The sequence below is a fragment of the Thiocystis violacea genome (genome assembly GCF_016583575.1).
GTDB classification, from domain to species: Bacteria; Pseudomonadota; Gammaproteobacteria; order Chromatiales; family Chromatiaceae; genus Thiocystis; species Thiocystis violacea.
Window position 1 is genome coordinate 41,596 of record NZ_NRRG01000005.1, and the last position, 20,961, is coordinate 62,556.

Annotated in this window: 24 protein-coding genes; 20 read left to right on the forward strand and 4 right to left on the reverse strand. The window is 63.2% G+C overall.

All coding sequences use genetic code 11. The annotated features are described in order from the left end of the window. The first annotated feature begins 263 nt into the window (after positions 1-263). The 4 genes from CKO27_RS04165 to CKO27_RS04180 all read left to right on the forward strand — a co-directional run bounded on the left by CKO27_RS04165 (position 264) and on the right by CKO27_RS04180 (position 2,351). Complete coding sequence (locus tag CKO27_RS04165) at positions 264-518, forward strand: hypothetical protein (RefSeq protein ID WP_200373621.1); 255 nt, start codon at positions 264-266, stop codon at positions 516-518. Continuing rightward, positions 515-1,402 carry a hypothetical protein gene (locus CKO27_RS04170; RefSeq protein WP_200373622.1) on the forward strand — a complete coding sequence of 296 codons (888 nt, stop codon included), beginning with the start codon at positions 515-517 and terminating at the stop codon, positions 1,400-1,402. The genes CKO27_RS04165 and CKO27_RS04170 overlap by 4 nt, the downstream gene beginning before the upstream one ends. A gap of 30 nt (positions 1,403-1,432) precedes the next feature. Next, on the forward strand, positions 1,433-1,909 hold the full coding sequence (locus tag CKO27_RS04175; RefSeq protein WP_200373623.1) for a Mor transcription activator family protein: 477 nt from the start codon (positions 1,433-1,435) through the stop codon (positions 1,907-1,909). 136 nt (positions 1,910-2,045) lie between these two features. Beyond that, positions 2,046-2,351: a hypothetical protein gene (locus CKO27_RS04180; RefSeq protein WP_200373624.1), complete on the forward strand. Its 306-nt coding sequence runs from the start codon at positions 2,046-2,048 to the stop codon at positions 2,349-2,351. A 408-nt stretch (positions 2,352-2,759) separates the two neighbouring features. On the opposite strand, the gene cas6 is transcribed toward CKO27_RS04180, so the two are convergent. The 4 genes from cas6 to CKO27_RS04200 all read right to left on the reverse strand — a co-directional run bounded on the left by cas6 (position 2,760) and on the right by CKO27_RS04200 (position 5,471). Further along, positions 2,760-3,458, reverse strand: coding sequence for a type I-MYXAN CRISPR-associated protein Cas6/Cmx6 (gene cas6, locus CKO27_RS04185; RefSeq protein ID WP_200373625.1), 699 nt, complete (start codon positions 3,456-3,458; stop codon positions 2,760-2,762). 56 nt (positions 3,459-3,514) lie between these two features. After that, positions 3,515-4,234, reverse strand: a complete 720-nt coding sequence (locus CKO27_RS04190) for a hypothetical protein (RefSeq protein ID WP_200373626.1) — start codon at positions 4,232-4,234, stop codon at positions 3,515-3,517. Positions 4,235-4,256: 22 nt separating this feature from the next. Next, positions 4,257-4,448: a sulfur relay protein DsrC gene (locus CKO27_RS04195; RefSeq protein WP_200373627.1), complete on the reverse strand. Its 192-nt coding sequence runs from the start codon at positions 4,446-4,448 to the stop codon at positions 4,257-4,259. 114 nt (positions 4,449-4,562) lie between these two features. Next, complete coding sequence (locus tag CKO27_RS04200) at positions 4,563-5,471, reverse strand: TauD/TfdA family dioxygenase (protein WP_200373628.1); 909 nt, start codon at positions 5,469-5,471, stop codon at positions 4,563-4,565. Between the two features lie 446 nt (positions 5,472-5,917). On the opposite strand from CKO27_RS04200, the gene dsrA reads away from it, so the two are divergent. The 16 genes from dsrA to CKO27_RS04280 all read left to right on the forward strand — a co-directional run bounded on the left by dsrA (position 5,918) and on the right by CKO27_RS04280 (position 20,860). Further along, positions 5,918-7,171, forward strand: a complete 1,254-nt coding sequence (gene dsrA / locus CKO27_RS04205) for a dissimilatory-type sulfite reductase subunit alpha (protein WP_200373629.1) — start codon at positions 5,918-5,920, stop codon at positions 7,169-7,171. A gap of 61 nt (positions 7,172-7,232) precedes the next feature. Next, a complete protein-coding gene (dsrB, locus tag CKO27_RS04210; protein ID WP_200373630.1) occupies positions 7,233-8,303 on the forward strand; it encodes a dissimilatory-type sulfite reductase subunit beta in 1,071 nt (356 codons plus the stop codon). A gap of 37 nt (positions 8,304-8,340) precedes the next feature. Further along, complete coding sequence (gene tusD, locus CKO27_RS04215) at positions 8,341-8,733, forward strand: sulfurtransferase complex subunit TusD (protein WP_200373631.1); 393 nt, start codon at positions 8,341-8,343, stop codon at positions 8,731-8,733. 12 nt (positions 8,734-8,745) lie between these two features. Further along, positions 8,746-9,156 (forward strand): sulfurtransferase complex subunit TusC, encoded by a 411-nt coding sequence (gene tusC, locus CKO27_RS04220; protein WP_200373632.1) that lies wholly within the window; start codon positions 8,746-8,748, stop codon positions 9,154-9,156. Between the two features lie 12 nt (positions 9,157-9,168). Continuing rightward, positions 9,169-9,477: a sulfurtransferase complex subunit TusB gene (gene tusB, locus CKO27_RS04225; protein ID WP_200373633.1), complete on the forward strand. Its 309-nt coding sequence runs from the start codon at positions 9,169-9,171 to the stop codon at positions 9,475-9,477. Between the two features lie 36 nt (positions 9,478-9,513). Continuing rightward, on the forward strand, positions 9,514-9,852 hold the full coding sequence (locus CKO27_RS04230) for a TusE/DsrC/DsvC family sulfur relay protein (protein ID WP_200373634.1): 339 nt from the start codon (positions 9,514-9,516) through the stop codon (positions 9,850-9,852). Positions 9,853-9,939: 87 nt separating this feature from the next. Then, entirely contained in the window at positions 9,940-10,668 is a 729-nt protein-coding gene (locus CKO27_RS04235; protein ID WP_200373635.1) for a respiratory nitrate reductase subunit gamma, read from the forward strand. A gap of 47 nt (positions 10,669-10,715) precedes the next feature. Then, positions 10,716-12,284 carry a sulfate reduction electron transfer complex DsrMKJOP subunit DsrK gene (dsrK, locus tag CKO27_RS04240; RefSeq protein ID WP_200373636.1) on the forward strand — a complete coding sequence of 523 codons (1,569 nt, stop codon included), beginning with the start codon at positions 10,716-10,718 and terminating at the stop codon, positions 12,282-12,284. A gap of 113 nt (positions 12,285-12,397) precedes the next feature. Next, positions 12,398-14,362: an NAD(P)-binding protein gene (locus CKO27_RS04245; RefSeq protein WP_200373637.1), complete on the forward strand. Its 1,965-nt coding sequence runs from the start codon at positions 12,398-12,400 to the stop codon at positions 14,360-14,362. A gap of 17 nt (positions 14,363-14,379) precedes the next feature. Beyond that, positions 14,380-14,850, forward strand: a complete 471-nt coding sequence (locus tag CKO27_RS04250) for a sulfur reduction protein DsrJ (protein WP_200373638.1) — start codon at positions 14,380-14,382, stop codon at positions 14,848-14,850. A gap of 1 nt (position 14,851) precedes the next feature. Beyond that, positions 14,852-15,661, forward strand: coding sequence for a sulfate reduction electron transfer complex DsrMKJOP subunit DsrO (gene dsrO / locus CKO27_RS04255; RefSeq protein ID WP_200373639.1), 810 nt, complete (start codon positions 14,852-14,854; stop codon positions 15,659-15,661). Positions 15,662-15,682: 21 nt separating this feature from the next. After that, positions 15,683-16,933 carry an NrfD/PsrC family molybdoenzyme membrane anchor subunit gene (nrfD, locus tag CKO27_RS04260; protein ID WP_200373640.1) on the forward strand — a complete coding sequence of 417 codons (1,251 nt, stop codon included), beginning with the start codon at positions 15,683-15,685 and terminating at the stop codon, positions 16,931-16,933. Between the two features lie 19 nt (positions 16,934-16,952). Then, positions 16,953-18,383, forward strand: a complete 1,431-nt coding sequence (locus CKO27_RS04265) for a cobyrinic acid a,c-diamide synthase CobB (protein WP_200373641.1) — start codon at positions 16,953-16,955, stop codon at positions 18,381-18,383. Between the two features lie 70 nt (positions 18,384-18,453). Further along, a complete protein-coding gene (locus CKO27_RS04270) occupies positions 18,454-18,768 on the forward strand; it encodes a HesB/IscA family protein (protein WP_200373642.1) in 315 nt (104 codons plus the stop codon). A gap of 39 nt (positions 18,769-18,807) precedes the next feature. Then, entirely contained in the window at positions 18,808-19,917 is a 1,110-nt protein-coding gene (locus CKO27_RS04275; RefSeq protein WP_200373643.1) for a sulfur reduction protein DsrS, read from the forward strand. Positions 19,918-20,065: 148 nt separating this feature from the next. Continuing rightward, the gene (locus tag CKO27_RS04280) at positions 20,066-20,860 is read left to right on the forward strand and encodes an EF-hand domain-containing protein (protein ID WP_200373644.1); all 795 of its coding nucleotides are present in this window, start codon (positions 20,066-20,068) and stop codon (positions 20,858-20,860) included. The last annotated feature ends 101 nt before the right edge of the window (positions 20,861-20,961 follow it).

Genomic DNA, 20,961 nt, shown 5'->3' on the forward strand with positions numbered 1-20,961 from the left:
TTGAATAAAATCAGTCGGTTAGCTGAGTTCGTCCGATTATGGAAAAATCGGACGATCATTGCGCCACGCTATACAACTTGAATTCAATCGCTTAGCCCATGCCTCGAATTGACATAAACTATGTTCTGCGCAATTGGCCCGGTTATCGCGCGCCACTTTCGTAATACTGGACCGCGCCAACGGCTTTAATTCAGATTGGCGGACGCTAACCGGGATTAGCGCGAAAGTCGCCTCACTTCAACCAGCCACAGGCCACGCACCCCGTGACCGACGAACGCACCGCCCAACTGATCGATGCCGCTCTCGCCGAGGGCCGTCTTGCCGGACCACAAACCGCCGCTTGGCTCCGGGAGATCAAGCCCGAGCGAGCCCGCGCCTACCTCTCGCAGCATGCGACCACCGTCGTCAACCGACTGCGCGCCGAGTTCCCGCCCGACACAGATGGCGAAACCTCCTTCCGGGCGTACCAGAAGGCCGCCGCGCGCGGCGATGTCCGCGTCATTGGAGGTGCGGCATGAGTGCCGACAAGCTCTATCGAAGCCGTCTCGCGCTGATCGGGGAAGCCCGCGAGCTGCGCGCGGAGCAAACCGCACTCGGCCCGCGCCTGATCGAGGCCGGTACCCGCCAGCGCGAAGCCGCTACCCAGCTTCAAAACTGCACGGCTCGGACTCGCGGCGATCGCGAGGACGCCGAACAGCAAGTCAGGCAGGTCGAGGCCGACAGCAGCGATGAGGCATTGCACACCTTGCGGACCAGGGGCGAAGCGATCCGCGCCCGCCTGGCTGAGATCGAGCACGAGGTTCACCTGCCGATCGCGCTCACGGACAAGGACATCAGGGGGCACCTGAAGGCCCTGGACGCCGCCCGCCAGGCGGTCGCGAAGCTGGAAGCCGTCGTAAGCACCCAGGCTGAGCTCGTCGACAGCCTCGGGAACGGCCCCGACGCCCGGCTTGATCTCGCCGCCCGGCGCGCTGACCTCCTCGCACGGATCGCACTCGGCGAAGGCACCACGGACGATCTGGCGCGGTTCGACGAGGCATCCGCACCGAAGCTGCGCGAAGCCGACGCCCTATCTGAACGGCGGGAGGAGGCCAATGCCGTGTCGGCGGTGCTCGCCGCTCGACTGGTGGCCGCGCAACAGGCGGTTGACGACTTGCACCCGCTGAGCCGGCTATGTGCGGAGTCGATTGTCGCGTCCGAGCTGGCCAGCGCGAGTCAGGCTTGGCAGTCGATCGCCGCGCAAGAGATCCAGGCCCGCAACGCCCTGGCTGGTCTCGATCAGGTTTTCCGAAGCCTTGGAGGCGCTCCACCGGCACGCCCGAGCTTCGAGCCGCTCACCATCACCCAGGCCGCCGCGTCCGAGCTGGAGCGGCTTCGATCCGCCCATCCCGATCTGTTCTGAGTTCAAGGCGTGGGCACGACGTGAGATCCCGTGCCCGCACCGGAGCACCGCGCGACGGCTCCCGGCCGATTCCTCTCGGTCGCCAAGAATCGCGCCACCATCACCGAGGGCCGAGCCATGCCAGCACCGAAAGACGGGATCTCCGATTTCTGCGCAATGTTGCGCCTGTGCGTCGAGCAGGCTTTGGGCGGGCGACTGGAGCCAGACGTGGCCGAAAACGTCGCCGACGGCGCGGCGTATGCCTTCATCGGCGCGTTCGGCGGAACCTGCCTGTACATCCCCAAGAGCGCACCGGGCGAACTGGAGCGACGCAACCGGGAAATCTACCGCGCCTGGATTTCCGCACCGGAACACGACCACCCCGACACCTTGCGCAAGCTGATCGCGCGGCACGCCTTGAGCGAGAACCAGATTTACAAAATCATCCGCACCGAACGCCAGCGGCGCATACGGGCGAAACAGGCCAGCGAGAGCGAGGTTCAGGAATGGCGACACAACGCCGCCTGATTGGCAGGGCAAAACCGTTGCGTTCGGTGTTGCGTTTTGCGTTGCTTTTGAGGCGGCAATCTCGGGATTTCTCAGTGTTTCAGAGGGCACCACCATGAATTGCAACGATGCAATCAGAGGCGCGATCGAGAAGGGGATGGCGGAGGGCCGCGTCTTGCGGATGCTCTCGGCGGGACCGAGGCCGATGAATTTCACCGCCTCGACCGAGACGCAATTGCTGATCGCAGCCGAGCAAAAGCGCAGCGGACGGACGATGAATGCCATCGTGAACGAGTGCCTGCGAGTCGGCCTGGCTCACCACATCCGCCCCATCGAGCCTGTCCCACTGCCGGACCTGGACGTCGACCTATCCGCCGTGGACGTCTCCTTGCCCATCATGCCTGTCGTCCTGCCCGATCAGATCGACTGGCTAAGCGACCCTCTCGGCATGGGCTCGGAGTAACGGATCGACTGTCCGGGCTGATAAATCCCTAGATCGCCGCTTTTGAAATGCACCGGCCGACCCTGGCTGGACACCGACCCGGCCGAGTGCCGGGTTTTCTTTATGAGGCGCCGTGAGACTTGGCGAGAAGGGAAGGGTACCGGACCTATTGTGTGGGTACTTTTACGGGTACATTGGCGACAGTCTTGCAATAATGCGCTTTTAATTCAATCGCTTGGGTAGTCTATTCGATAGATACTGTGCAATACATGATTCGTGATTCCCACATCTAAAGGCCGGCTTTCGCCGGCCTTTTTGTTTTTCAGGCGGTGCTCGCGAGGGTTTTGGCCACCGCGCCAGGTGCCGGGCATTCGGGCGATTGACTGGAAGGATCCTGGTGGGAGCCGGGTCAATGCTGGTGGCGGCGAGTCAGGAGCCGGCCTTGACCGCATCGATACCCTTATGCGGGATGAAGATTCCGCAGCCCATCAGGCGGTGTGGGCCGAGCCCCTGTTGCTGGAGCCGAATGGACTCCTGCTGGGTCAGGCCGGCCAGCATCAGGCTCCGGGTGTGGAGGATGCCGGTCGGGGTGAACAGGGGTGTGGTCTTGCCACAGAGCGCCTTGCGCACCTGGATGTCCAGTTCGCTCAGGGCGCGAACGGCGATGTCGAGGAAGTCCGTTTCGTCCATGGGAGGGGCGCCTTCGGCTCCGGCGGCGACATAGCGGGCGAAGAGCGTCGTTTCCTGGCTCAAGGGACGAATCTTGCCGACCCCAATGGTCAGGGATTCGCCGCCGATCTCAAGGCGCAGACCGGGGAGTGTCACCAGCAGCCTGTCGGCCTGGCCTCGGGGGGCGCGAATGGTCAGCTTGGTGCGGCGCGAGACCATGAGCACGGCATCGGGCGCCGGCTCGGGACGTTCCCAGCCGTTCTGCGAGCCGGCGACATGGATGCTGTGAACGCCCACTCGGGGTTCGTCGGCCAGCCAGGGCACGGCCGCTTGCAAGGCGGCGGCGAGCGGGTAGGCGTGCTCGACGGGGATCCGCCTGCATTCGATCGCGAACAGGACGTCGACGACGGATTCCGGGATCGGCGTGACGTCGGGCGATTCATCTTCGTTCCAGTACATAAGACAGTCTCGGTCCGTGCGGGGCGCTTGGCCGCCGTCTCCGGTTATTCCGACTCTCAGCCGAAGGGCAGGCGCTCTTGAAGGGCTTCGCGGTCGAACCACCAATCGTCCTGTACCAGGACGTCGACGACATTGCGCAGGCGTACCAGGAATTTCTCGGGTTCCTTCAGTTCCAGTCGATCCATCCATTGATCGAGTTGCTCCGGCGTTTCCACGTCGCCGTGACGACGCGCGACCGCGCCCAGCAGTTGGGTCGCGAAGAACATGAGGTCTTCCCGGTGTCGTCCGTGCGCGCGCACGTCGGCCAGGAAAAGCGCGGTGGTGGCAGCGACGGCGGCGCCGTCGGAGTCGTCGGGGGTGTCCTCGATGACGTGGTTGAGGAGTTCGATCGTTAATTCGGGGTCGATCGGGCAGGTCACCGCGAGCCAGATTCCCTGCCCGAGCGCGGCGATCGATCCCGTCTGGTCGGCCTGGAAGAGCACATCGCAGGCATCCGCGGCCAGTTCGTAGAGATCCCAGTCGATGAAATGGTCGAAGGCGGCGCGGGCGAGTGGCCAGGCCTCTTCCCCCCGGTCCAGGTTGACCAGGGTGCGGGCGACCTGCAAGCGCAGGTCCGCCAGCCTGTTGTCGGAACCGCCGGTGCGCTGGATCTCGTTCAGATGCTCGGTCAGCACCTGGAGATGAGATTCCAGCGCGGCCATTTCGATGCCGTGATTGAAAACGGAATCGGCGGCGGAATCCGGAAGCGGCGTGGCGAGCAGGTTGAATTGATTCATGAAATCATGCCTACGGCCTGGATTAGCGAATGAGCCCACTGAAGGCCGCCTCGAGTCGATCCTCCCAGTTTTCCGGGGTGTCCGGGTAGGGTGGCTTGACGTCCATGCGGAAAAAACGCTCTCCGGATCGGGCTACGTCTTGAACCAGTGGGATGAGTTCATCGAACGACTCGACGCCTTGATTGGCGACCAGGATTTCGCTGAGCTTGAGCATGTGTTGTCCTAACCGCTTTCTTTGTCTTGATGTCGGGGTGATGGCTGGCCAGATGACGTGAGCGTTCGAGGAGATCTGGCGGCTTTTCACTGGTGGGCGCGTTTCCCGGTTCGTTCATCGGGGCTCGTCGTCCCTGATCCAATCGTGGTAACGCACTCGGATCAGCAGGCGTTCGAGACGGTCGTCCTCGCTGTCGATGAATCCGGAACGATTGTGGGGCACGTTGTTGGAAACGAGGCCTTCGCCGGATTCCAGTCCGTGACTGAATGTGAAGACGTCGGGCGTTGAAAACAACCGATCCAACGCCCGACGGGCGGCGTCCGTCTCGGGGGTGTCGCGCCAGCGCGCGTTCCTGGTCCGCGCCGTGTAGCGCATGTGCAACCGCCCCTGGCGTATCGAAAAGACCGGTCCGGTGCTCGTGGCTCGGACGACCACGCCGTTTTCGATATGGGCCGGTATGCTCAGGGCCTCGGGATGCGCGAGCGCCGCGATCAGGTCCGGCGAGGTATCGCGCAGACGGATGTAGAGGATCTCGTGATCCAGCAGGCTATTGATGCCGCCGCTGACCGCCGGGCGGACGCAGAAGAGCGTCCAGGCTTGGATTTGTCGCTCCGGTGGGTTGTAGTAGCCGTCGGTGTGCCAGCTCAGGGGTTTGTTGGTATAGGGGATGTAGTCGCCGCGCGGTCCGTTCGGGGCGTGCCGGTCTTGCGATGGATCCGCTTGCGTGATCCGGCTGATCGCGCTCGCGTCGGCGAAACGGTTGATGTCCGCGCGCGCGAGTCCGAGCGACAGACCGAAGGCGAGCACGGCCTCGGGCGTGACCTGGGCCGGCTCCACCCGGACGATGGCCAGGTTGTAAGCCTTGATTCGCTCCATCAGGGCGGCGCGTTCGCGTGGCGTCGGTTCCGACAGCCGGGAGATCCCGACCGCCGGGTCGCTCGGCCTGGCTGAATAGCGCTCGAGCCTGGAGTCGCGCCAGGCGCGGTAGGTGGTCTCGTCCGCGAGATCGAAGGGATTCGGCAACGGTTGTCTCGATATATAAGAAAATGTTAATATTAGACTGCGTTGACTTGTCGCGCCCCGGGCTTGTAGCATCCGGGTTCGGTCGACGCAAGCATGCGCGGCGTGACAGATCGGGAGGACACCGGTCGCGCCGCGACGAATAAATAAACAGGTGCGTCGCGAAACAAGATTCCGAAAGGGCCATATCCCGAAAGGGATAGATGTCTGGTGACTAGCCCCCCCAATCGTGGAATGGGCGGCTCGCGACTCCATCGGTACATTAGGATCCGCCGATGAGGTTGCCGGTATAGCGGATAGCGACGCATAGAGTCGGTACCACCACATCCAATCCAGACGTGACGTGACGCGATGCATCGACCCGTGGCCCCGGCTTCCCGGCTACGGCGCGCTTGTGCACGCGCTTCAACCACATCCTTTCCTGGTTAATTGATAGGAGAGTCCGCGCAATGGCTATCGATAAGCACACGACCCCGATGCTCGACCAGCTTGAGACCGGGCCTTGGCCCAGCTTCATTTCCGGTATCAAGCGTCTCCGCGATCAGCATCCGGATCCGCGCATCAACGAAATGACCAATGACCTCCTGGGTCAGCTCGAGCACTCCTACGAGACCCGCAAGGGTTACTGGAAGGGCGGCACCGTGTCGGTCTTCGGCTATGGCGGCGGTATCATCCCCCGTTTCTCCGAAGTGGGTAAGGTGTTCCCCAAGTCGAAGGAATTCCACACCATTCGCGTTCAGCCGCCGGCCGGCAACCACTACACGACTGGCATGTTGCGGCAACTCGCCGATAGCTGGGAGAAATACGGCTCGGGTCTGGTGACCTTCCATGGCCAGACCGGCAACATCATGTTCATCGGGACGGATACCCAAAACACCCAGAATTTCTTCGACGATATCAATGAGTATGGCTGGGATCTCGGTGGTGCCGGTCCCTGCGTGCGTACCGCCATGTCCTGCGTCGGCGCGGCCCGCTGCGAGATGTCCTGCACCAACGAGTTGAAGGCGCATCGGATGCTGGTCAACAACTTCGTCGACGACGTGCATCGCCCGGCGCTGCCCTACAAGTTCAAGTTCAAGGTCTCCGGTTGCCCGAACGACTGCCAGAACGCCATCGAGCGTTCCGACTTCGCCGTGCTCGGCACCTGGCGCGACGACATGAAGGTCGATCAGGCCGAGGTCAAGAACTACATCGCCGACAAGGGTCGTCAGTACTACATCGACAACGTCATCACGCGCTGCCCGACCCAGGCGCTGGCGCTCAACGATGACAATACGCTGGCGGTCAACAATCGTGATTGCGTGCGCTGCATGCACTGTCTGAACGTCATGCCCAAGGCGCTGCACCCGGGCGACGACAAGGGCGTGACCATCCTGATCGGCGGCAAGCGCACCCTCAAGATCGGCGATTTGATGGGCACCGTGGTGGTTCCCTTCAAGAAGCTGGAGACCGAGGAAGACTACGAGTCCATGGTCGAGCTGGCCACCACCATCATCGATTTCTGGGCGGAGAACGGTCTGGAGCACGAGCGTTGCGGCGAGATGATCGAGCGCATCGGCCTGGCCAATTTCCTCGACGGCATCGGTATCGATCCGGATCCGAACATGCTGAGCCACCCGCGCCAGAGCTCCTACATCCGCATGGATGGCTGGGACGAGGCGGCCGAGGAATGGTTCGCGCGCCAAGCGGAAGCGGGCAAGTAAGCCGCGACTCCCGGACGACCACAACTCATTCCCTGAACTGAATAAACTGGAGGATTAGGCCATGGCGGAAATGCGCGAGCCGATCGAATCCGGGTGCCCGGATCCCTGGCAGTACATGCATCCCGTGATGCGTAAGAATTTCGGGCAGTGGAAGTATCACGAGCATCCGCGCCCCGGCGTGCTGCTGCATGTCGCCTTCAGTGGCGACAAGATCTGGACCATCAAGGCTGGCACTCAGCGCATCCTGGACGTTTTCTCGCTGCGCAAGCTGTGCGACATCGGCGACCAGTTCGCCGACGGCTACGTCCACTTCACCATTCGCTCGAACATCGAGTACCTGGTGAGCGACGAGTCCAAGGTCCAGCCGCTGATCGATGCCCTCGAAGGCGCCGGCTTCATCGTCGGCGGCACCCAGAACTCGGTGGCCATGATCTCGCACACCCAGGGCTGGCTGCACTGCGACATCCCGGGCACCGACGCCTCGGGCGTGGTCAAGTCCATGATGGACGAGCTGATCGACGAGTTCCGTAACGCCAACATGCCCAACCGGGTGCATATCACCACCTCCTGCTGCCAGATCAACTGCGGCGGGCAGGGCGATATCGCCATCAACATCCAGCACACCAAGCCGCCGCGGATCAATCACGATCTGGTCGCCAACATCTGCGAGCGTCCCTCGGTCGTCGCCCGCTGCCCGGTGGCCGCCATCCGTCCGGCCATGGTCAACGGCAAGCCCTCGCTGGAAGTCGACGAGCGCAAGTGCATCTGCTGCGGCGCCTGCTATCCGCCGTGCCCGCCCATGCAGATCAACGACGCGGAGCACTCCAAGCTGGCGATCTGGGTCGGCGGCAACCACTCCAACGCGCGCGGCAAGCCGACCTTCCAGAAACTGGTCGCGGCCGGCATCCCGAACAATCCGCCGCGCTGGCCCGAGGCGACCGCGATCGTCAAGAAAATTCTCAAGGCGTACAAGGAAGGCGCGAAGGACTGGGAACGCATCAACGAGTGGATCGAGCGCATCGGCTGGCCGCGCTTCTTCGAGGAGGTCGAACTGCCCTTCACCAAGTATCACATCGATACCTGGCGTGGCGCGCGCGCGAGCTTCAACAGCTCTTCCTATATCCGCTTCTGAGGCGGTTGGATTCTCACCCTAGCCATTCGAGGTCGACATGAAGTTCGCACTTCAGATCAACGAGGGACCCTACCAGCACCAGGCGTCCGACTCGGCCTATCAGTTCACCAAGGCCGCGCTGGAGAAGGGACACGAGATTTTTCGCGTCTTCTTCTATCACGATGGTGTCAACAACTCGACACGTCTGACGACGCCGCCCCAGGATGACCGTCACATCGTCAACCGTTGGGCGGAACTGGCCGAACAATACGATCTCGACATGGTCGTCTGCGTGGCCGCAGCCCAGCGCCGCGGCATCGTCGACGAGGGCGAGGCGACCCGCAACGGCAAGGACGCCACCAACATCCATCCCAGGTTCCGCATCTCGGGGCTCGGGCAATTGGTCGAGGCGGCGATCCAGGCCGACCGTCTCGTCGTCTTCGGCGATTAAGGGGATTGAGTCATGTCGGAAATCGTGAAGAAATTCATGTATCTGAACCGCAAGGCCCCTTACGGAACCATCTACGCCTGGGAGGCGCTGGAGGTGGTTCTGATCGGCGCCGCCTTCGATCAGGACGTGAGCGTCATGTTCCTCGATGACGGTGTCTATCAGCTCACCAAGGGCCAGGACACCAAGGGCATCGGGATGAAGAACTTCTCCCCGACCTTTCGTACCCTCGGCGACTACGAGGTCAAGAAAGTCTATGTGGACCGCGCCTCGCTGGAGGCCCGCGGGCTTACCCAGGAGGATCTGGTCGCGATCGCCTGGGAGGACATGGAGACCGAGGAAGAGGTCGACAATATCGTCGAGGTGATCGACTCGGCCCGCGTCAGCGCGCTGATGAACGAATCCGACGTGGTCTTCAGCTTCTAAGGGGCCGATCCGATGAGCATCCTCCATACCGTTAATAAATCACCCTTCGAACGGAATTCGCTAGAATCCTGCCTGAAGTTTGCCACCGATGGCGCCGCGCTGCTGTTGTTCGAGGACGGCATCTACGCGGCCCTGTCGGGCACCAGCGTGGAGGCCCAGGTGGCCGGTGCGCTCGACAAACTCAAGATTTACGTGCTCGGCCCGGATCTCAAGGCACGGGGCTTCTCCGACGAGCGCGTGATCGCTGGAATCAGTGTCGTGGACTATGCGGGTTTCGTGGATTTGGCCGCCGAAAGCGACACGGTCCAGGCCTGGTTGTAATTTTCGTTTTTAAGACACCGAAGAGAGGAATGTCACATGTCCGACACGATCGAGGTTGATGGCAAGCAGTTTGCTGTGGACGAAGAAGGTTATCTCTCCAATCTGAACGACTGGGTGCCCGGCGTCGCCGGCGTCATGGCCGCGCAGGACAACCTGGAGCTGACCGAGGAGCACTGGGACATCATCAACTTCCTGCGCGAGTACTACGAGGAGTATCAGATCGCTCCGGCCGTGCGCGTGCTGACCAAGGCCGTTGGCAAGAAGCTGGGCAAGGAAAAGGGCAACAGCAAGTATCTCTACAGCCTGTTCCCCTATGGTCCCGCCAAGCAGGCCTGCCGTTTCGCCGGTCTGCCCAAACCGACCGGCTGCGTCTAACGAGCCGATCCTCCGGCGGGTCGCGCGCGTCCAGGTGACGCGCCGGCGCGCCGGACCACTGTCAAGACCCACCGAGGTAGCGGAAACATGGCGTTTCTGACGAACTTCTACGCCTTCCTGTTCTATTTCGCCGCGTTCGTGATCCTTGCCGGCCTGACCCGCAAGATCGTCCAGTACGCCCGGACTCCGGCGCCGCTGAAGATCCCGACCACGCCGGCCCCGACCACCCGTAGCGGTGTCGTCTTCAGGATGATGCGTGAGGTCGTCCTGTTCGAGAGCCTGTTTCGCGGCAACAAGTGGACCTGGATCTTCGGCTGGATGTTCCACTTCGGCCTGCTCCTGGTCACCCTGCGCCATCTGCGCTACTTCATGGAGCCCGTGTGGTTCCCGATTCAACTGGTTCAGCCCTTCGGCATCTATGGCGGCCTGGCCATGATCGTCGGCCTGGCTGGACTCTGGGCGCGGCGTTTCCTCGTCGATCGCGTCAAGTACATTACATCGACCTCGGACCATCTCATCCTTGGGCTCCTGGTCCTGATCGGGTGCACGGGGCTGCTGATGAAGTTCGTCTTCCATGTGGACGTGGTCGAGGTCAAATCCTTCTTCCTCGGGCTTTACAGCTTTGAGATCGAGCCGTTGCCGGCCGACCCGCTGTTGATGCTGCATCTGTTCCTGGTGGCCCTGCTGATGATCATCTTCCCCTACAGCAAGCTCCTGCATGCCCCTGGACTCTTCTTCAGCCCGACCCGCAATCAGGTCGACAACCCGCGCGAGCAAAGGCACATCGCGCCCTGGGCGAGAAAGCTCGAACAGTGATGAGTGCGAGCCGAATCTCCGCGTCGTCCGCTATTAGAGGTTGATCCATGGCCAAGGCAACGTTTGAAGTCCCCGAGCTGACTCAGTACACCGAGGTTCCGCCTGTCACGCCGAACGCCATGGCGCACAGCGCGCCCTTCAAGTCGAAGGAAGATTTCCAGATTCCGCTGGGTTTCCCCGGCGAACTGGTCGACGACTGGCAGGCCAAGGCCATCGACAAGATGGGCGAACTGCTGGGCAATTACCGCTCGCTGCGGGTTTACCTGGACTCTTGTGTCAAGTGCGGTTCCTGCACCGACAAGTGCCATTACTACCTGGGCACCAAGGATCCCAAGAACATGCCGGTCGCGCGTCAGGATCTGATGCGCAAGGTCTATCGGCGCTACTTCACGCTGGCGGGCCGGTTCTTCCCGAAGCTGGTCGGCGCCGAGGACTTCACCAAGGAGGTTCTTGACGACTGGTACAGCTACTTCCACCAGTGCTCGCAGTGTCGCCGCTGCTCGGTGTTCTGTCCCTACGGCATCGACACCGCCGAGATCTCCATGGCCGCGCGCGAGATCATGGACTCAATCGGCGTCGGTCAGAAGTACTGCAACGAGATCATCGGCAAGGTCTACAAGATCGGCAACAACCTGGGTCTGCCGGGTCCGGCGCTGATCGATACACTCGAAGGTCTGGAAGAGGACGTCTACGACGACACCGGCGTCAAGGTCCGCTATCCGATCGACGAAGTGGGCGCCGAGATCCTGCTGGTCACGCCCTCGGCGGACTTCTTCGCCGAGCCGCATGTCGACGGCCTGATCGGATACGGCAAGGTGTTCCACGAGGCCGGCGTCTCTTGGACCCTGAGTTCGCACGCCTCCGAGGCGGCCAACTTCGGCATGTTCATCGGCTCCTACGCCAACATGCACCGGATCGCCCAGCGCATCCGCGAGGCGGCCATTCAGCTCAAGGTCAAGCGCATCGTCTTCGGCGAATGCGGTCACGCCTGGCGCGTCGCCTACAGTTTCCTCAACACCCTGGCTGGCCCCTGGGACTTCCTGGATCCGCGTTACCCGGTGCCGCAGCATATCTGCGAGTTCACCTACGATCTCATCCAGGAAGGCAAACTGACCTTCGACAAGACCGAGAACGACGACAAGGTTCTGACCTATCACGACAGTTGCAACGTCGCCCGCGCCTCGCGCATGGGCAACACCCCCGGCGGTCAGTTCGAGATTCCGCGCGCCATCATTCGCGCGACCTGCAACCATTTTCACGACATGGACGAGGACACGATCCGCGATCGCACCTTCTGTTGCGGCGGCGGTGGCGGTCTGCTGACCGACGACCTGATGGAACTGCGCGTCAAGGGCGCCAAGCCCAGGCTCGATGCCCTGAACAACGTAATCCAGGAAAAGGGCGTGACGCACATGGCCGCCATCTGCGCCATCTGCAAGAGTCAGTTCACCAAGGTCCTGCCCTACTACGGCATGGAAATGGACCAGATCGTCAGTCTGCACCAGTTGGTGTCGAACGCCATCGTGCTCACTCCCGGACCGGATGACGAAGAGGACGATGACGAGCCGGACGATGATCTGGACAGCGAAGAAGAAGAGACAGACGAGGCGGCCTGAGCGGGGCCATCCAGTGAGAGCCGGCCGGCCCCGCGAGGCGACGGCCGGCTCCGCGACCTGATACGAACCCCCTGATCCCGCGTCAGGGTTCAACTGGTATGGAGAGTGATCAAATGGCAACTTCCAGCGACGAGATGAAGACCAAGCCCTCCTGGCGGCGTTTCGAGGACGGTAACCAGGTTTGGGACGACCTGACCGATAAGATCTTCAATCAGGACCGCTCCCACAAGTGCCCGACCTACGTCCACAAGACGCCTCCCTGCCAGGGAAGCTGTCCATCCGGCGAGGACATCCGTGGCTGGTTGCAGATCGTGCGTGGCATGGAGAAGCCGCCGGTGGGCATGGACTGGCGCGAGTACGCCTTCCGTCGCTCCACCGAGGCCAATCCTTTCCCCTCCATGATGGGTCGGGTCTGCCCCGCGCCCTGTCAGGATGGCTGTAACCGTAACGAGCTGGAAGACTTCGTCGGCATCAACGCGGTCGAGCAGTTCATCGGCGACACCGCGATCACCAATGGTTACAGCTTCGACGCCGCCCCGGCCGATACCGGCAAGCGCGTGGCCATCGTCGGCGGTGGTCCGGCCGGTCTGGCCGCGGCCTATCAACTGCGCCGCAAGGGCCATGCCTGCACCATCTTCGAGGCCAACGAGGGGCTCGGCGGCATGTTCCGCTTCGGCATCCCCGGCTATCGCGTGCCGCGCGACAAGCTGGACGCCGAGATCCAGCGCATCCTGGATCTGGGCCAGATCGAGATCAAGCTCAAGACCCGCATCGGCACCGACGTGACCGTCGAGCAGCTCGAACAGGACTATGACGCCATCCTCTGGGCGATCGGCTGTCAGAGCGGACGCGGTCTGCCGGTGCCTGGCTGGAAGGACACCCCCAACTGCGTCTCGGGCGTCGCCTTCCTCAAGGCGTTCAACGAAGGCCGCATGAAGGTCACGGCCGACAAGGTGGTCTGCGTCGGCGGTGGCGACACCTCGATCGACGTGGTCTCGGTCGCGCGCCGTCTCGGTCACACCACCAAGACCGGCAAGAGCGATCTGCCCGAGACCGTGATCCGCGACGGCTACGTCGCCCACGACGCGGCCATGACGGCCGCCGCCGAGGGCGCCGAGGTCACCCTGACCTCGTTGTTCACCCGCGACAAGATGACCGCCTCCGAGCACGAGGTGGACGACGCGACCCGCGAGGGCGTCACCATCCTGGATGGCGTCATGCCTCTGGAGGTTCTCAAGGACGCCAACGGTCGCGCGACCGGGCTCAAGGTCGCCGACTGCGTCATGACCGATGGTCGACCGACTCCGGTCGAGGGCACCGAGCGCGTGCTCGCGGCCGATCTGATCGTCTCGGCGATCGGGCAGGGTGGCGATCTCTCGGGGCTGGAGCAACTGGACAACGGCCGCGGCCTCATGGATTCGGACAAGTTCTACCAAGTCCCCGGCAAGGCGGGTCACTTCGTCGCTGGCGACATCATCCGTCCGCATCTGCTGACCACCGCCATCGGCCAGGCCTGGATCGCCGCCGACTCGATCGATGCCTATGTGAGGCAGGCCGAGCATAAGCGCCGTCCCAAGGTCGACGTGCATCACTTCAACCTGCTCGACAAGATGACCGAGGCCAACCTGGCCCCGGAGACCTTCAGCCTGGCCAAGAGCGGCGACCTGCGTGGTACCTCGACGGCCAACTTCGCGATCCACAACTACGAGGATCGCTCGGGCGCCGAGATCATTCCCCAGGACGAACTCTTCCTCGGGCACTTCAACTACGTGGCGCGTAATCTGCGCAAGGAAGAGGTGCCGAGCGCCGAGGACGTGCTGGGTCACTTCCACGAGCGGGTCATCGGCCTGACCGAGGAAGAGGCGATCGGCGAGGCCAAGCGCTGCATGAGCTGCGGCATGTGCTTCGAGTGCGACAACTGCGTCATCTTCTGTCCGCAGGATGCCGTCTTCCGTGTCGACAAGAACAGCCGGACGACCGGCCGTTATGTCGACACCGACTATGCCAAGTGCATCGGCTGTCATATCTGTGCCGATGTCTGCCCGACCGGCTACATCAAGATGGGGCTGGGCGAATAACTCAGGTGGAGGCGTCGATGGCTAAAGCCTTGGTCAGAGCGGGCCTCGTCGCCGTTGGTCTGGTGTGGGTGGCGTTCGCCACCAACACCGCACTGGCGGGCGAGGTCAAGCGATACGTGGTGGAGGGGTCGCGGGCCGCCGAGCTGGACTCCTGCGTGGAGCCCACGGAGCGGATGCGCCGCATGCATATGGAGTTCATCAAGCATCAACGCATCTCGACGGTTCACGAGGGGATTCGAGGAACCAAGTACAGTCTGACCGGGTGCGTCGATTGCCATATCAGCTACGACGTCGAGCGGATCCCCAAGCCGATCAACCAACCGGATCAGTTTTGTGGCGCCTGTCATGCCTATACCGCCGTGGATCTGAACTGTTTCGACTGTCATGCCTCCGTGCCCAATCGGCCGGGCGTGGATGCCGACAGGGCACACCGGGAGGCGGGTGTCGAGGGGCTGGTCCGGAGCGGTCGCAATGGGGAAGGCCACTGAGATGAACGATAAACACACGAGAAGCGAGGCCGAGAGCGGGGCGTTGAAGGCATCGGCGATCGATGGGGGCCGCCGTGGCTTCATCGGTGTCGCCGCGGGTGTGACGGCCGCCATGGTCGCGCCCGGCGTCATCCTGCATGCCGTCGCCGCCGCGCCGCGCTCCCAGCCGGTCACCAGCGATGTGCGCTGGGGACTGCTGATCGACACGACCAAATGCGTGGATGGTTGCTCGGCCTGCGTCGAGGCCTGCGGTCGCGAGAACGGTCTCGATCTTCAGGTCAAGTCCGAGGACGAGTCCGAGGCCCGGTGGGATCATCAGAAGTCGGTGTGGATCCGTAAGGTCAAGCTCCAGGACAACCAGACCGGCCGCGTCACCAACCTGCCGATGATGTGTCAGCATTGCGAGCATCCGCCCTGCGTCGACGTCTGTCCCACTGGCGCCTCCTTCAAGCGCGCGGACGGCATCGTGATGGTGGACCGCCATCTGTGCATCGGCTGCCGTTACTGCATGATGGCTTGTCCCTACAAGGCGCGCAGCTTCATCCATCAGGGCACCAGCGGGCAGCTCACCAGGGCGCCGCGCGGCAAGGGCTGTGTCGAGAGCTGCAACCTCTGCGTGCATCGCCGCGACAATGGCGAGGAATCCACGGCCTGCGTCGATGCCTGCGTCGCCGAGGGACATGAGGCGATCGTCTTCGGTGATCTCAAGGATCCGGCGAGCCCGATCAGCCGCAAGCTCAACGAAATCCCGAGCCGCCAGATCCGCGAGGATCTGGTCTTGAATACGGGTGTGCGTTACTCCGGTGTCTAGTCAGGGCGAGGAAAACCGAGTATGAAACGAATCGTCTATCGCGAATGGCGGATTGCGCCCCAGCGCTTCTGGAGTCTCCTCGGCATCCTGGCCGCGGTGATCGGGGTCGGGGCGCTGGCCTTCGGCTACATGGAGCATCAGGGCCACTGGGTCACCGGCATGAACAACTCGGTGGTCTGGGGCGCGCCCCACGTCTTCGCCGTGTTTCTGATCATCTCGGCATCCGGGGCGCTCAACATCGCCTCCATCGGGACGGTTTTCCGCAAGCCGATCTACAAGCCGCTGAGCCGACTCTCGGGCCTGCTCGCGGTAGCCTTGCTCATGGGTGGGCTGCTGGTGCTGGTGACCGACCTGGGCCGGCCGGAGCGCCTGATCGTGGCCATGACCACCTACAATTTCAGCTCCATCTTCGCCTGGAACATCTTTCTCTATACCGGCTTCATGGTGATCGTCATCGCCTATCTCTGGTCGATGGCGGATCGTCAGGGCGAGCCCTTCAACCGGCCGATCGCGCTGGTGGCCCTGGTCTGGCGACTGGCGCTGACCACCGGCACGGGTTCGATCTTCGGTTTTCTCGTCGCGCGCCAAGCCTACGACGCGGCCATCCTCGGACCCATGTTCGTCGCCATGTCGTTCGCCTATGGGCTGGCGGTCTTCATGCTGGTGTTGATCTTCTCCTTCGAGGACGAGGGACGCCCGATCGGCCCCCGGATGATGCGGCGGTTGCGCAACCTGTTGGCGCTTTTCGTCTCGGTGGTGCTCTATTTCACCCTGACCTATCACCTGACCAATCTCTACATGGCCAAGCATGACGGCCTGGAGCACTGGCTGCTGTTCAATGGCGGCATTTATACCTTCCTGTTCTGGGTCGGCTGGGTGCTGATCGGTGGCCTGCTGCCGCTCTGGATCCTCTACCATCCGCACCTGAACCAACAGCGCCACTGGATCGTCGCCGCCTGTGCCATGGTCATCGTCGGTGGGTTCGCGACCCTCTATGTCGTCATCATCGGCAGTCAGGCGTTTCCGATGCCGATGTTCCCCGGTCAGACGATCCTGGAGTCCGGTTTCTTCGACGGCGTGAATGGTGAGTCCGCGGCTTACTGGCCGACGATTCCCGAACTCCTGCTGGGTCTCGGCGGGGTAGCCGTGGCGCTGCTCATCACCACCGTCGGCGTGCGGGTTCTGCAATTCCTGCCCGAATCGCTGGCGGACGACGTGGTCGCCCCGGACGAGGAGACCATGCACGATCAGCCCTTCGCCAAGCCCGCCTGAGGGCGGGTCGATTCGCGCGATGGCGCATCTCTATATTTCGGCTCCGCAAAAGTCGTCAGGGAAGACGACCCTATCGATCGGACTCTGTCGTGAGTTTCGCAACCGGGGCCTGGTCATTCAGCCCTTCAAGAAGGGGCCGGATTACATCGATCCGCTCTGGTTGAGTCAGGCCGCCGGACGGGCCTGCTTCAATCTGGATTATCACACCATGGGCGTGGAGGAGATCCGCGCCGCCTTCGCCCGCGAGCTGGGAACCGCCGACATCGGCCTGATCGAGGGCAACGTCGGTCTCTTCGACAGCACCGACCTTCGCGGATCCACCAGTAACGCCGAATTAGCCAAGCGGCTGGGCGCCCCGGTTGTCCTGGTCGTCAATTGTCACGGCCTCGCACGCGGGATCGCGCCACTGCTCCAGGGCTATCGCGCCTTCGATCCCGAACTGGATCTGGCCGGTGTCATCCTGAACAAGGTCGGCGGCGGGCGTCATGCCGAGAACCTGGTCCGGGTCGTCGAGCACTACACGGATCTCCCGGTGCTGGGCCTGCTGCGCCGCGACGACGAGATCGGCATCTCCGAGCGCCATCTGGGCCTGATGCCGAGCAACGAGGCCGAGCACGCCGAGTCCTGGATCGAGGGCATCCGCGCCCGGATCGCCGACCAGATCGATCTCGATCGGCTGATCGAGATCGCCGAGCGGGCTCCGCGTCCGACGGCGCCGCTGGACGAGACCCGCGCGCGGGCGTCGGCCGGCGGGTTGGTGCGGATCGGAATCGCCCGCGACGCGGCCTTCGGTTTCTATTATCCGGACGATCTGCGCGCGCTCGCCGAGGGAGGCGCGGAACTGGTGCCCTTCAGCCCGCTCGCGGATGCCGAACTCCCGCCCGTCGATGCCCTGTTGCTCGGGGGTGGGTTTCCGGAGTACCGCATGGCCGAGTTGGAGGCCAACCGCTCGATGCGTCAGCATGTCGGCGACTTCATCGGCGATGGCGGTCCGGCCTATGCCGAATGCGGCGGCCTCATGTATCTCTGCTCGGGCTTGAGCTGGAACGGCGAGCGGCGCGCCATGGTCGGCGCGCTCAAGGCCGAGGTCGAGATGCGCGCGCGTCCCCAGGGGCGGGGTTATGTCCGTCTGCGCGAGACGCCGGACTTCCCCTGGCCGCGACTGGAAACCGGACCGGCCGAGGTCGCCGCGCACGAATTCCACCATTCGGCGATCCTGGAGCCGGATCCCGACTGGTCCTATGCCTATGAGATGCTCCGGGGCACCGGCATCGACGGTCGGCATGATGGCCTCGTGCAAGGTAACCTCCTGGCCTGCTACAGTCATCTGCGCGATGTCGGCGGGAACCGCTGGACCAGCCGTTTCCTCTCCCATGTCAGACGCTGCCTCGACGCCCGGGGGACAGGAGGGTCGATCGGCACGTCCGTCGGATCGCGCCTGGTCCACTGAAGCGGGCGGATCCTTTTAGGTTAAACTCCCGATTGATCACAAGCGCAAGCCAAGGGCACGAAGGTCCGAGATGTTCAAACTGACAGCAGCAGCCGCGGAACAGGTTCTCAAGGCGGCCAGGCAGGGCGGCACCGAGGGGTTATCCCTGCGACTGGCCGCCGCCCAGAACCCGGACGGAAGCATCGATTACCGCATGGGGTTCGATGAGCTGACCGAGGACGATATCCGGATGAACTGCGAAGGTGTCGATGTGATCATGGCGCCGGAACAGGTTCCGCTCCTCAATCAGGCGACCATGGATTACGTGGAACTCGAGCCTGGCCAATTTCATTTCATCTTCCTGAATCCGCGGGATCCGACCTACGCGCCGCCGATCGAGGGTTGATCCCGGCCCCAAGGCGCATCCCGAGATCCGCGCGCTCCCATGGACCTCAGTCACGAGGACAGTCTTCGGCTCAACGTCCTGCTCGCCAACAAGCCGCTGGCGATCCGCATCGACGAGAGCCGCTTGCTCGTCCAGGGCTTGACGACCCAGGGCGAATCGACCGTCCGACTCAATCCCGGCGCCCGCCCGGAACCCTACCTGCGCCGGGTGCGTGAACTCATCTCCGGGCATGTCCTGGGATCACCCGGAGGCTATCCGGTCTATCTGAAACGCTGGACCCGCATGGGCCAGATGCGTGACGAAAGTCTGGCGCAATTGCTGTTGCTCGGCGAGCCCGAGGCGGTGGTCGCCGCCGTCGGTTCGCCCGGCCTCACGGACGAACTGGCGCGACGCGCCTGGTGGGCCATGGAGGAGGCCGGCAATGCCCGTCGCATGCTGGGCCATCCAGCGATCCAGCAGGGCCGCATGGGGCCGATCCTGGCCGACTACCTGGTCGAGTATCTGCCGTTCGAGACCGAGCACGAGGCGGTGATGGACACGGTTCGGCTGGTCCTGCGACCGGGTCTGCTGGACGCGCGACGCCGGCTCGATCTGTGGCGCAAATCCGCTCGCAAGCCGACCTACCTGGTCGGCTTCCTGCGCGCCCTTCCGGACGATCTGCCCGAGCCGGCCCAGCCCCGCGAACTGGATACGTCGGTTCGCGACCTGGCGCGGGTCGGCCATCCCTACGCCGCCTTGCTTGAACGTGTCCATCGTGGAACCGGGCAGGCGTTCCTCAAGACCGCCGCGACGGTTCTGGCCAAGCCGCCCAGTCAGGATGTCGTCATCGCCATGCTCGATTGTCTGCGGGATTATTTCGCTGTCCTGCGCCCGGAGGGTGATCCGGATCTGACGCTTGAAGCCCTGATCGCCGACGCCGAGACCTTCGTGTCACCGGCCGGCCGCGATCCAGGGCTGATCGAGCTGGCGCGGAGATCCCCGAGCCAGATCCCGGATATCGCCGCCATGCGGTTCCTCTCGGGACTCGGCTACGGGCTGATCCGTCCCCTGCTGCGCGACCCCACCACGCAGGGGAGTCTCATGCGTCGCAAGCTCTCGCCCATCATCGATCCGATCCAGGAACGTCTCGACCAGTTACGCCGTGCCTGAAATCCTCGGGCTGAGTCGACCCTGGCTCACGGATTGCATTTAGTCTCCTCGAAAACTCCATTCACTCCAGAATGACCGATGTTCGACTCGGCCGGCCGAGGCTTCGGAGTCGAAGGATCACGAACCGGATAGTCGCGAGGAACTGGCCATGAGCAGTCTGCTGAACAGCGTTACCAATGCGGCCTCGATGGTGAGCGGATTGACCGGGACTGGCGCCAGGCAACGCCAGGATCCAACCGAAACCATCGCGCGGGTCTTCTCCAATCTCGATACCGAGGGCAAGGGTTATCTCGAAGCGGCCGATTTCGAGACGGCGTTCGAGAAGCTCGGCGTCGGCGACACGGGTACCTCCGACGAAAACTTGACGCTTGTCGATGCCGACAGGGTCATTTCCGCGCTCGATCAGGATGGCGACGGCAAGGTCACCACCGAGGATCTGTCCCAGGGCTTGCGGGCGATCACCGACAGTGTCGGTTTCCTGCAAGGCCGACTGGGGACGGAAGGTCTCGAGGCCATGGGCGCGATGCCTCCGCCACCTCCGCCGCCGCCAGGTGAGCAGGCCGGATTCACCGAGGAGGAATTGACCAGCCAACTGGCCGCCCTGACCGAATCCGACGAGGCGAGCGAAACCGATGCCTATGGCAGCGATCTGCTGGCCAATATCCTCGCCCAGTTCGACACGGCGGACGCGGATGGTGACGGGCGGATCAGTGGCGTGGAGGCCATGTCGTTCGCCCAAACCCTCGGAGACGCGGACCCAGGGTCGAACGAGGAGGGCGAGGCGGATGGGACGACCACGAGCACCGCCGGTTCCCAAGGCGCCAACGCGGATCGAGCGACCGCCGATCTCCTGGTGATGCGCCGCATCATGCAATTGATGGACGCCTACGACTCGCCCTATCAAACCAGCGACACGGGCGAGTCGCTCTCGGTGAGCGCCTGAGACTGGACAGGATCATCAGGGTGAGTCAGGATTTAAAGCATGAAAAACAATGGGTTTCGACTGCTGGTGATGAGGCGTACCGGCCATCGCCCGTAGGATGG

Bases quoted from the DNA above. Each gene is read 5' to 3' on its own strand.
- CKO27_RS04230 (WP_200373634.1), top strand. From the start codon at position 9,514: ATGTCCGACACGATCGAGGTTGATGGCAAGCAGTTTGCTGTGGACGAA.
- CKO27_RS04195 (WP_200373627.1), bottom strand. From the start codon at position 4,448: ATGCTCAAGCTCAGCGAAATCCTGGTCGCCAATCAAGGCGTCGAGTCG.
- nrfD (WP_200373640.1), top strand. From the start codon at position 15,683: ATGAAACGAATCGTCTATCGCGAATGGCGGATTGCGCCCCAGCGCTTC.
- CKO27_RS04265 (WP_200373641.1), top strand. From the start codon at position 16,953: ATGGCGCATCTCTATATTTCGGCTCCGCAAAAGTCGTCAGGGAAGACG.
- tusC (WP_200373632.1), top strand. From the start codon at position 8,746: ATGTCGGAAATCGTGAAGAAATTCATGTATCTGAACCGCAAGGCCCCT.
- tusB (WP_200373633.1), top strand. From the start codon at position 9,169: ATGAGCATCCTCCATACCGTTAATAAATCACCCTTCGAACGGAATTCG.
- CKO27_RS04250 (WP_200373638.1), top strand. From the start codon at position 14,380: ATGGCTAAAGCCTTGGTCAGAGCGGGCCTCGTCGCCGTTGGTCTGGTG.
- dsrK (WP_200373636.1), top strand. From the start codon at position 10,716: ATGGCCAAGGCAACGTTTGAAGTCCCCGAGCTGACTCAGTACACCGAG.
- dsrA (WP_200373629.1), top strand. From the start codon at position 5,918: ATGGCTATCGATAAGCACACGACCCCGATGCTCGACCAGCTTGAGACC.
- CKO27_RS04275 (WP_200373643.1), top strand. From the start codon at position 18,808: ATGGACCTCAGTCACGAGGACAGTCTTCGGCTCAACGTCCTGCTCGCC.
- dsrB (WP_200373630.1), top strand. From the start codon at position 7,233: ATGGCGGAAATGCGCGAGCCGATCGAATCCGGGTGCCCGGATCCCTGG.
- CKO27_RS04245 (WP_200373637.1), top strand. From the start codon at position 12,398: ATGGCAACTTCCAGCGACGAGATGAAGACCAAGCCCTCCTGGCGGCGT.
- CKO27_RS04235 (WP_200373635.1), top strand. From the start codon at position 9,940: ATGGCGTTTCTGACGAACTTCTACGCCTTCCTGTTCTATTTCGCCGCG.
- CKO27_RS04180 (WP_200373624.1), top strand. From the start codon at position 2,046: ATGGCGGAGGGCCGCGTCTTGCGGATGCTCTCGGCGGGACCGAGGCCG.
- CKO27_RS04270 (WP_200373642.1), top strand. From the start codon at position 18,454: ATGTTCAAACTGACAGCAGCAGCCGCGGAACAGGTTCTCAAGGCGGCC.
- CKO27_RS04170 (WP_200373622.1), top strand. From the start codon at position 515: ATGAGTGCCGACAAGCTCTATCGAAGCCGTCTCGCGCTGATCGGGGAA.
- dsrO (WP_200373639.1), top strand. From the start codon at position 14,852: ATGAACGATAAACACACGAGAAGCGAGGCCGAGAGCGGGGCGTTGAAG.
- tusD (WP_200373631.1), top strand. From the start codon at position 8,341: ATGAAGTTCGCACTTCAGATCAACGAGGGACCCTACCAGCACCAGGCG.
- CKO27_RS04280 (WP_200373644.1), top strand. From the start codon at position 20,066: ATGAGCAGTCTGCTGAACAGCGTTACCAATGCGGCCTCGATGGTGAGC.
- cas6 (WP_200373625.1), bottom strand. From the start codon at position 3,458: ATGTACTGGAACGAAGATGAATCGCCCGACGTCACGCCGATCCCGGAA.
- CKO27_RS04190 (WP_200373626.1), bottom strand. From the start codon at position 4,234: ATGAATCAATTCAACCTGCTCGCCACGCCGCTTCCGGATTCCGCCGCC.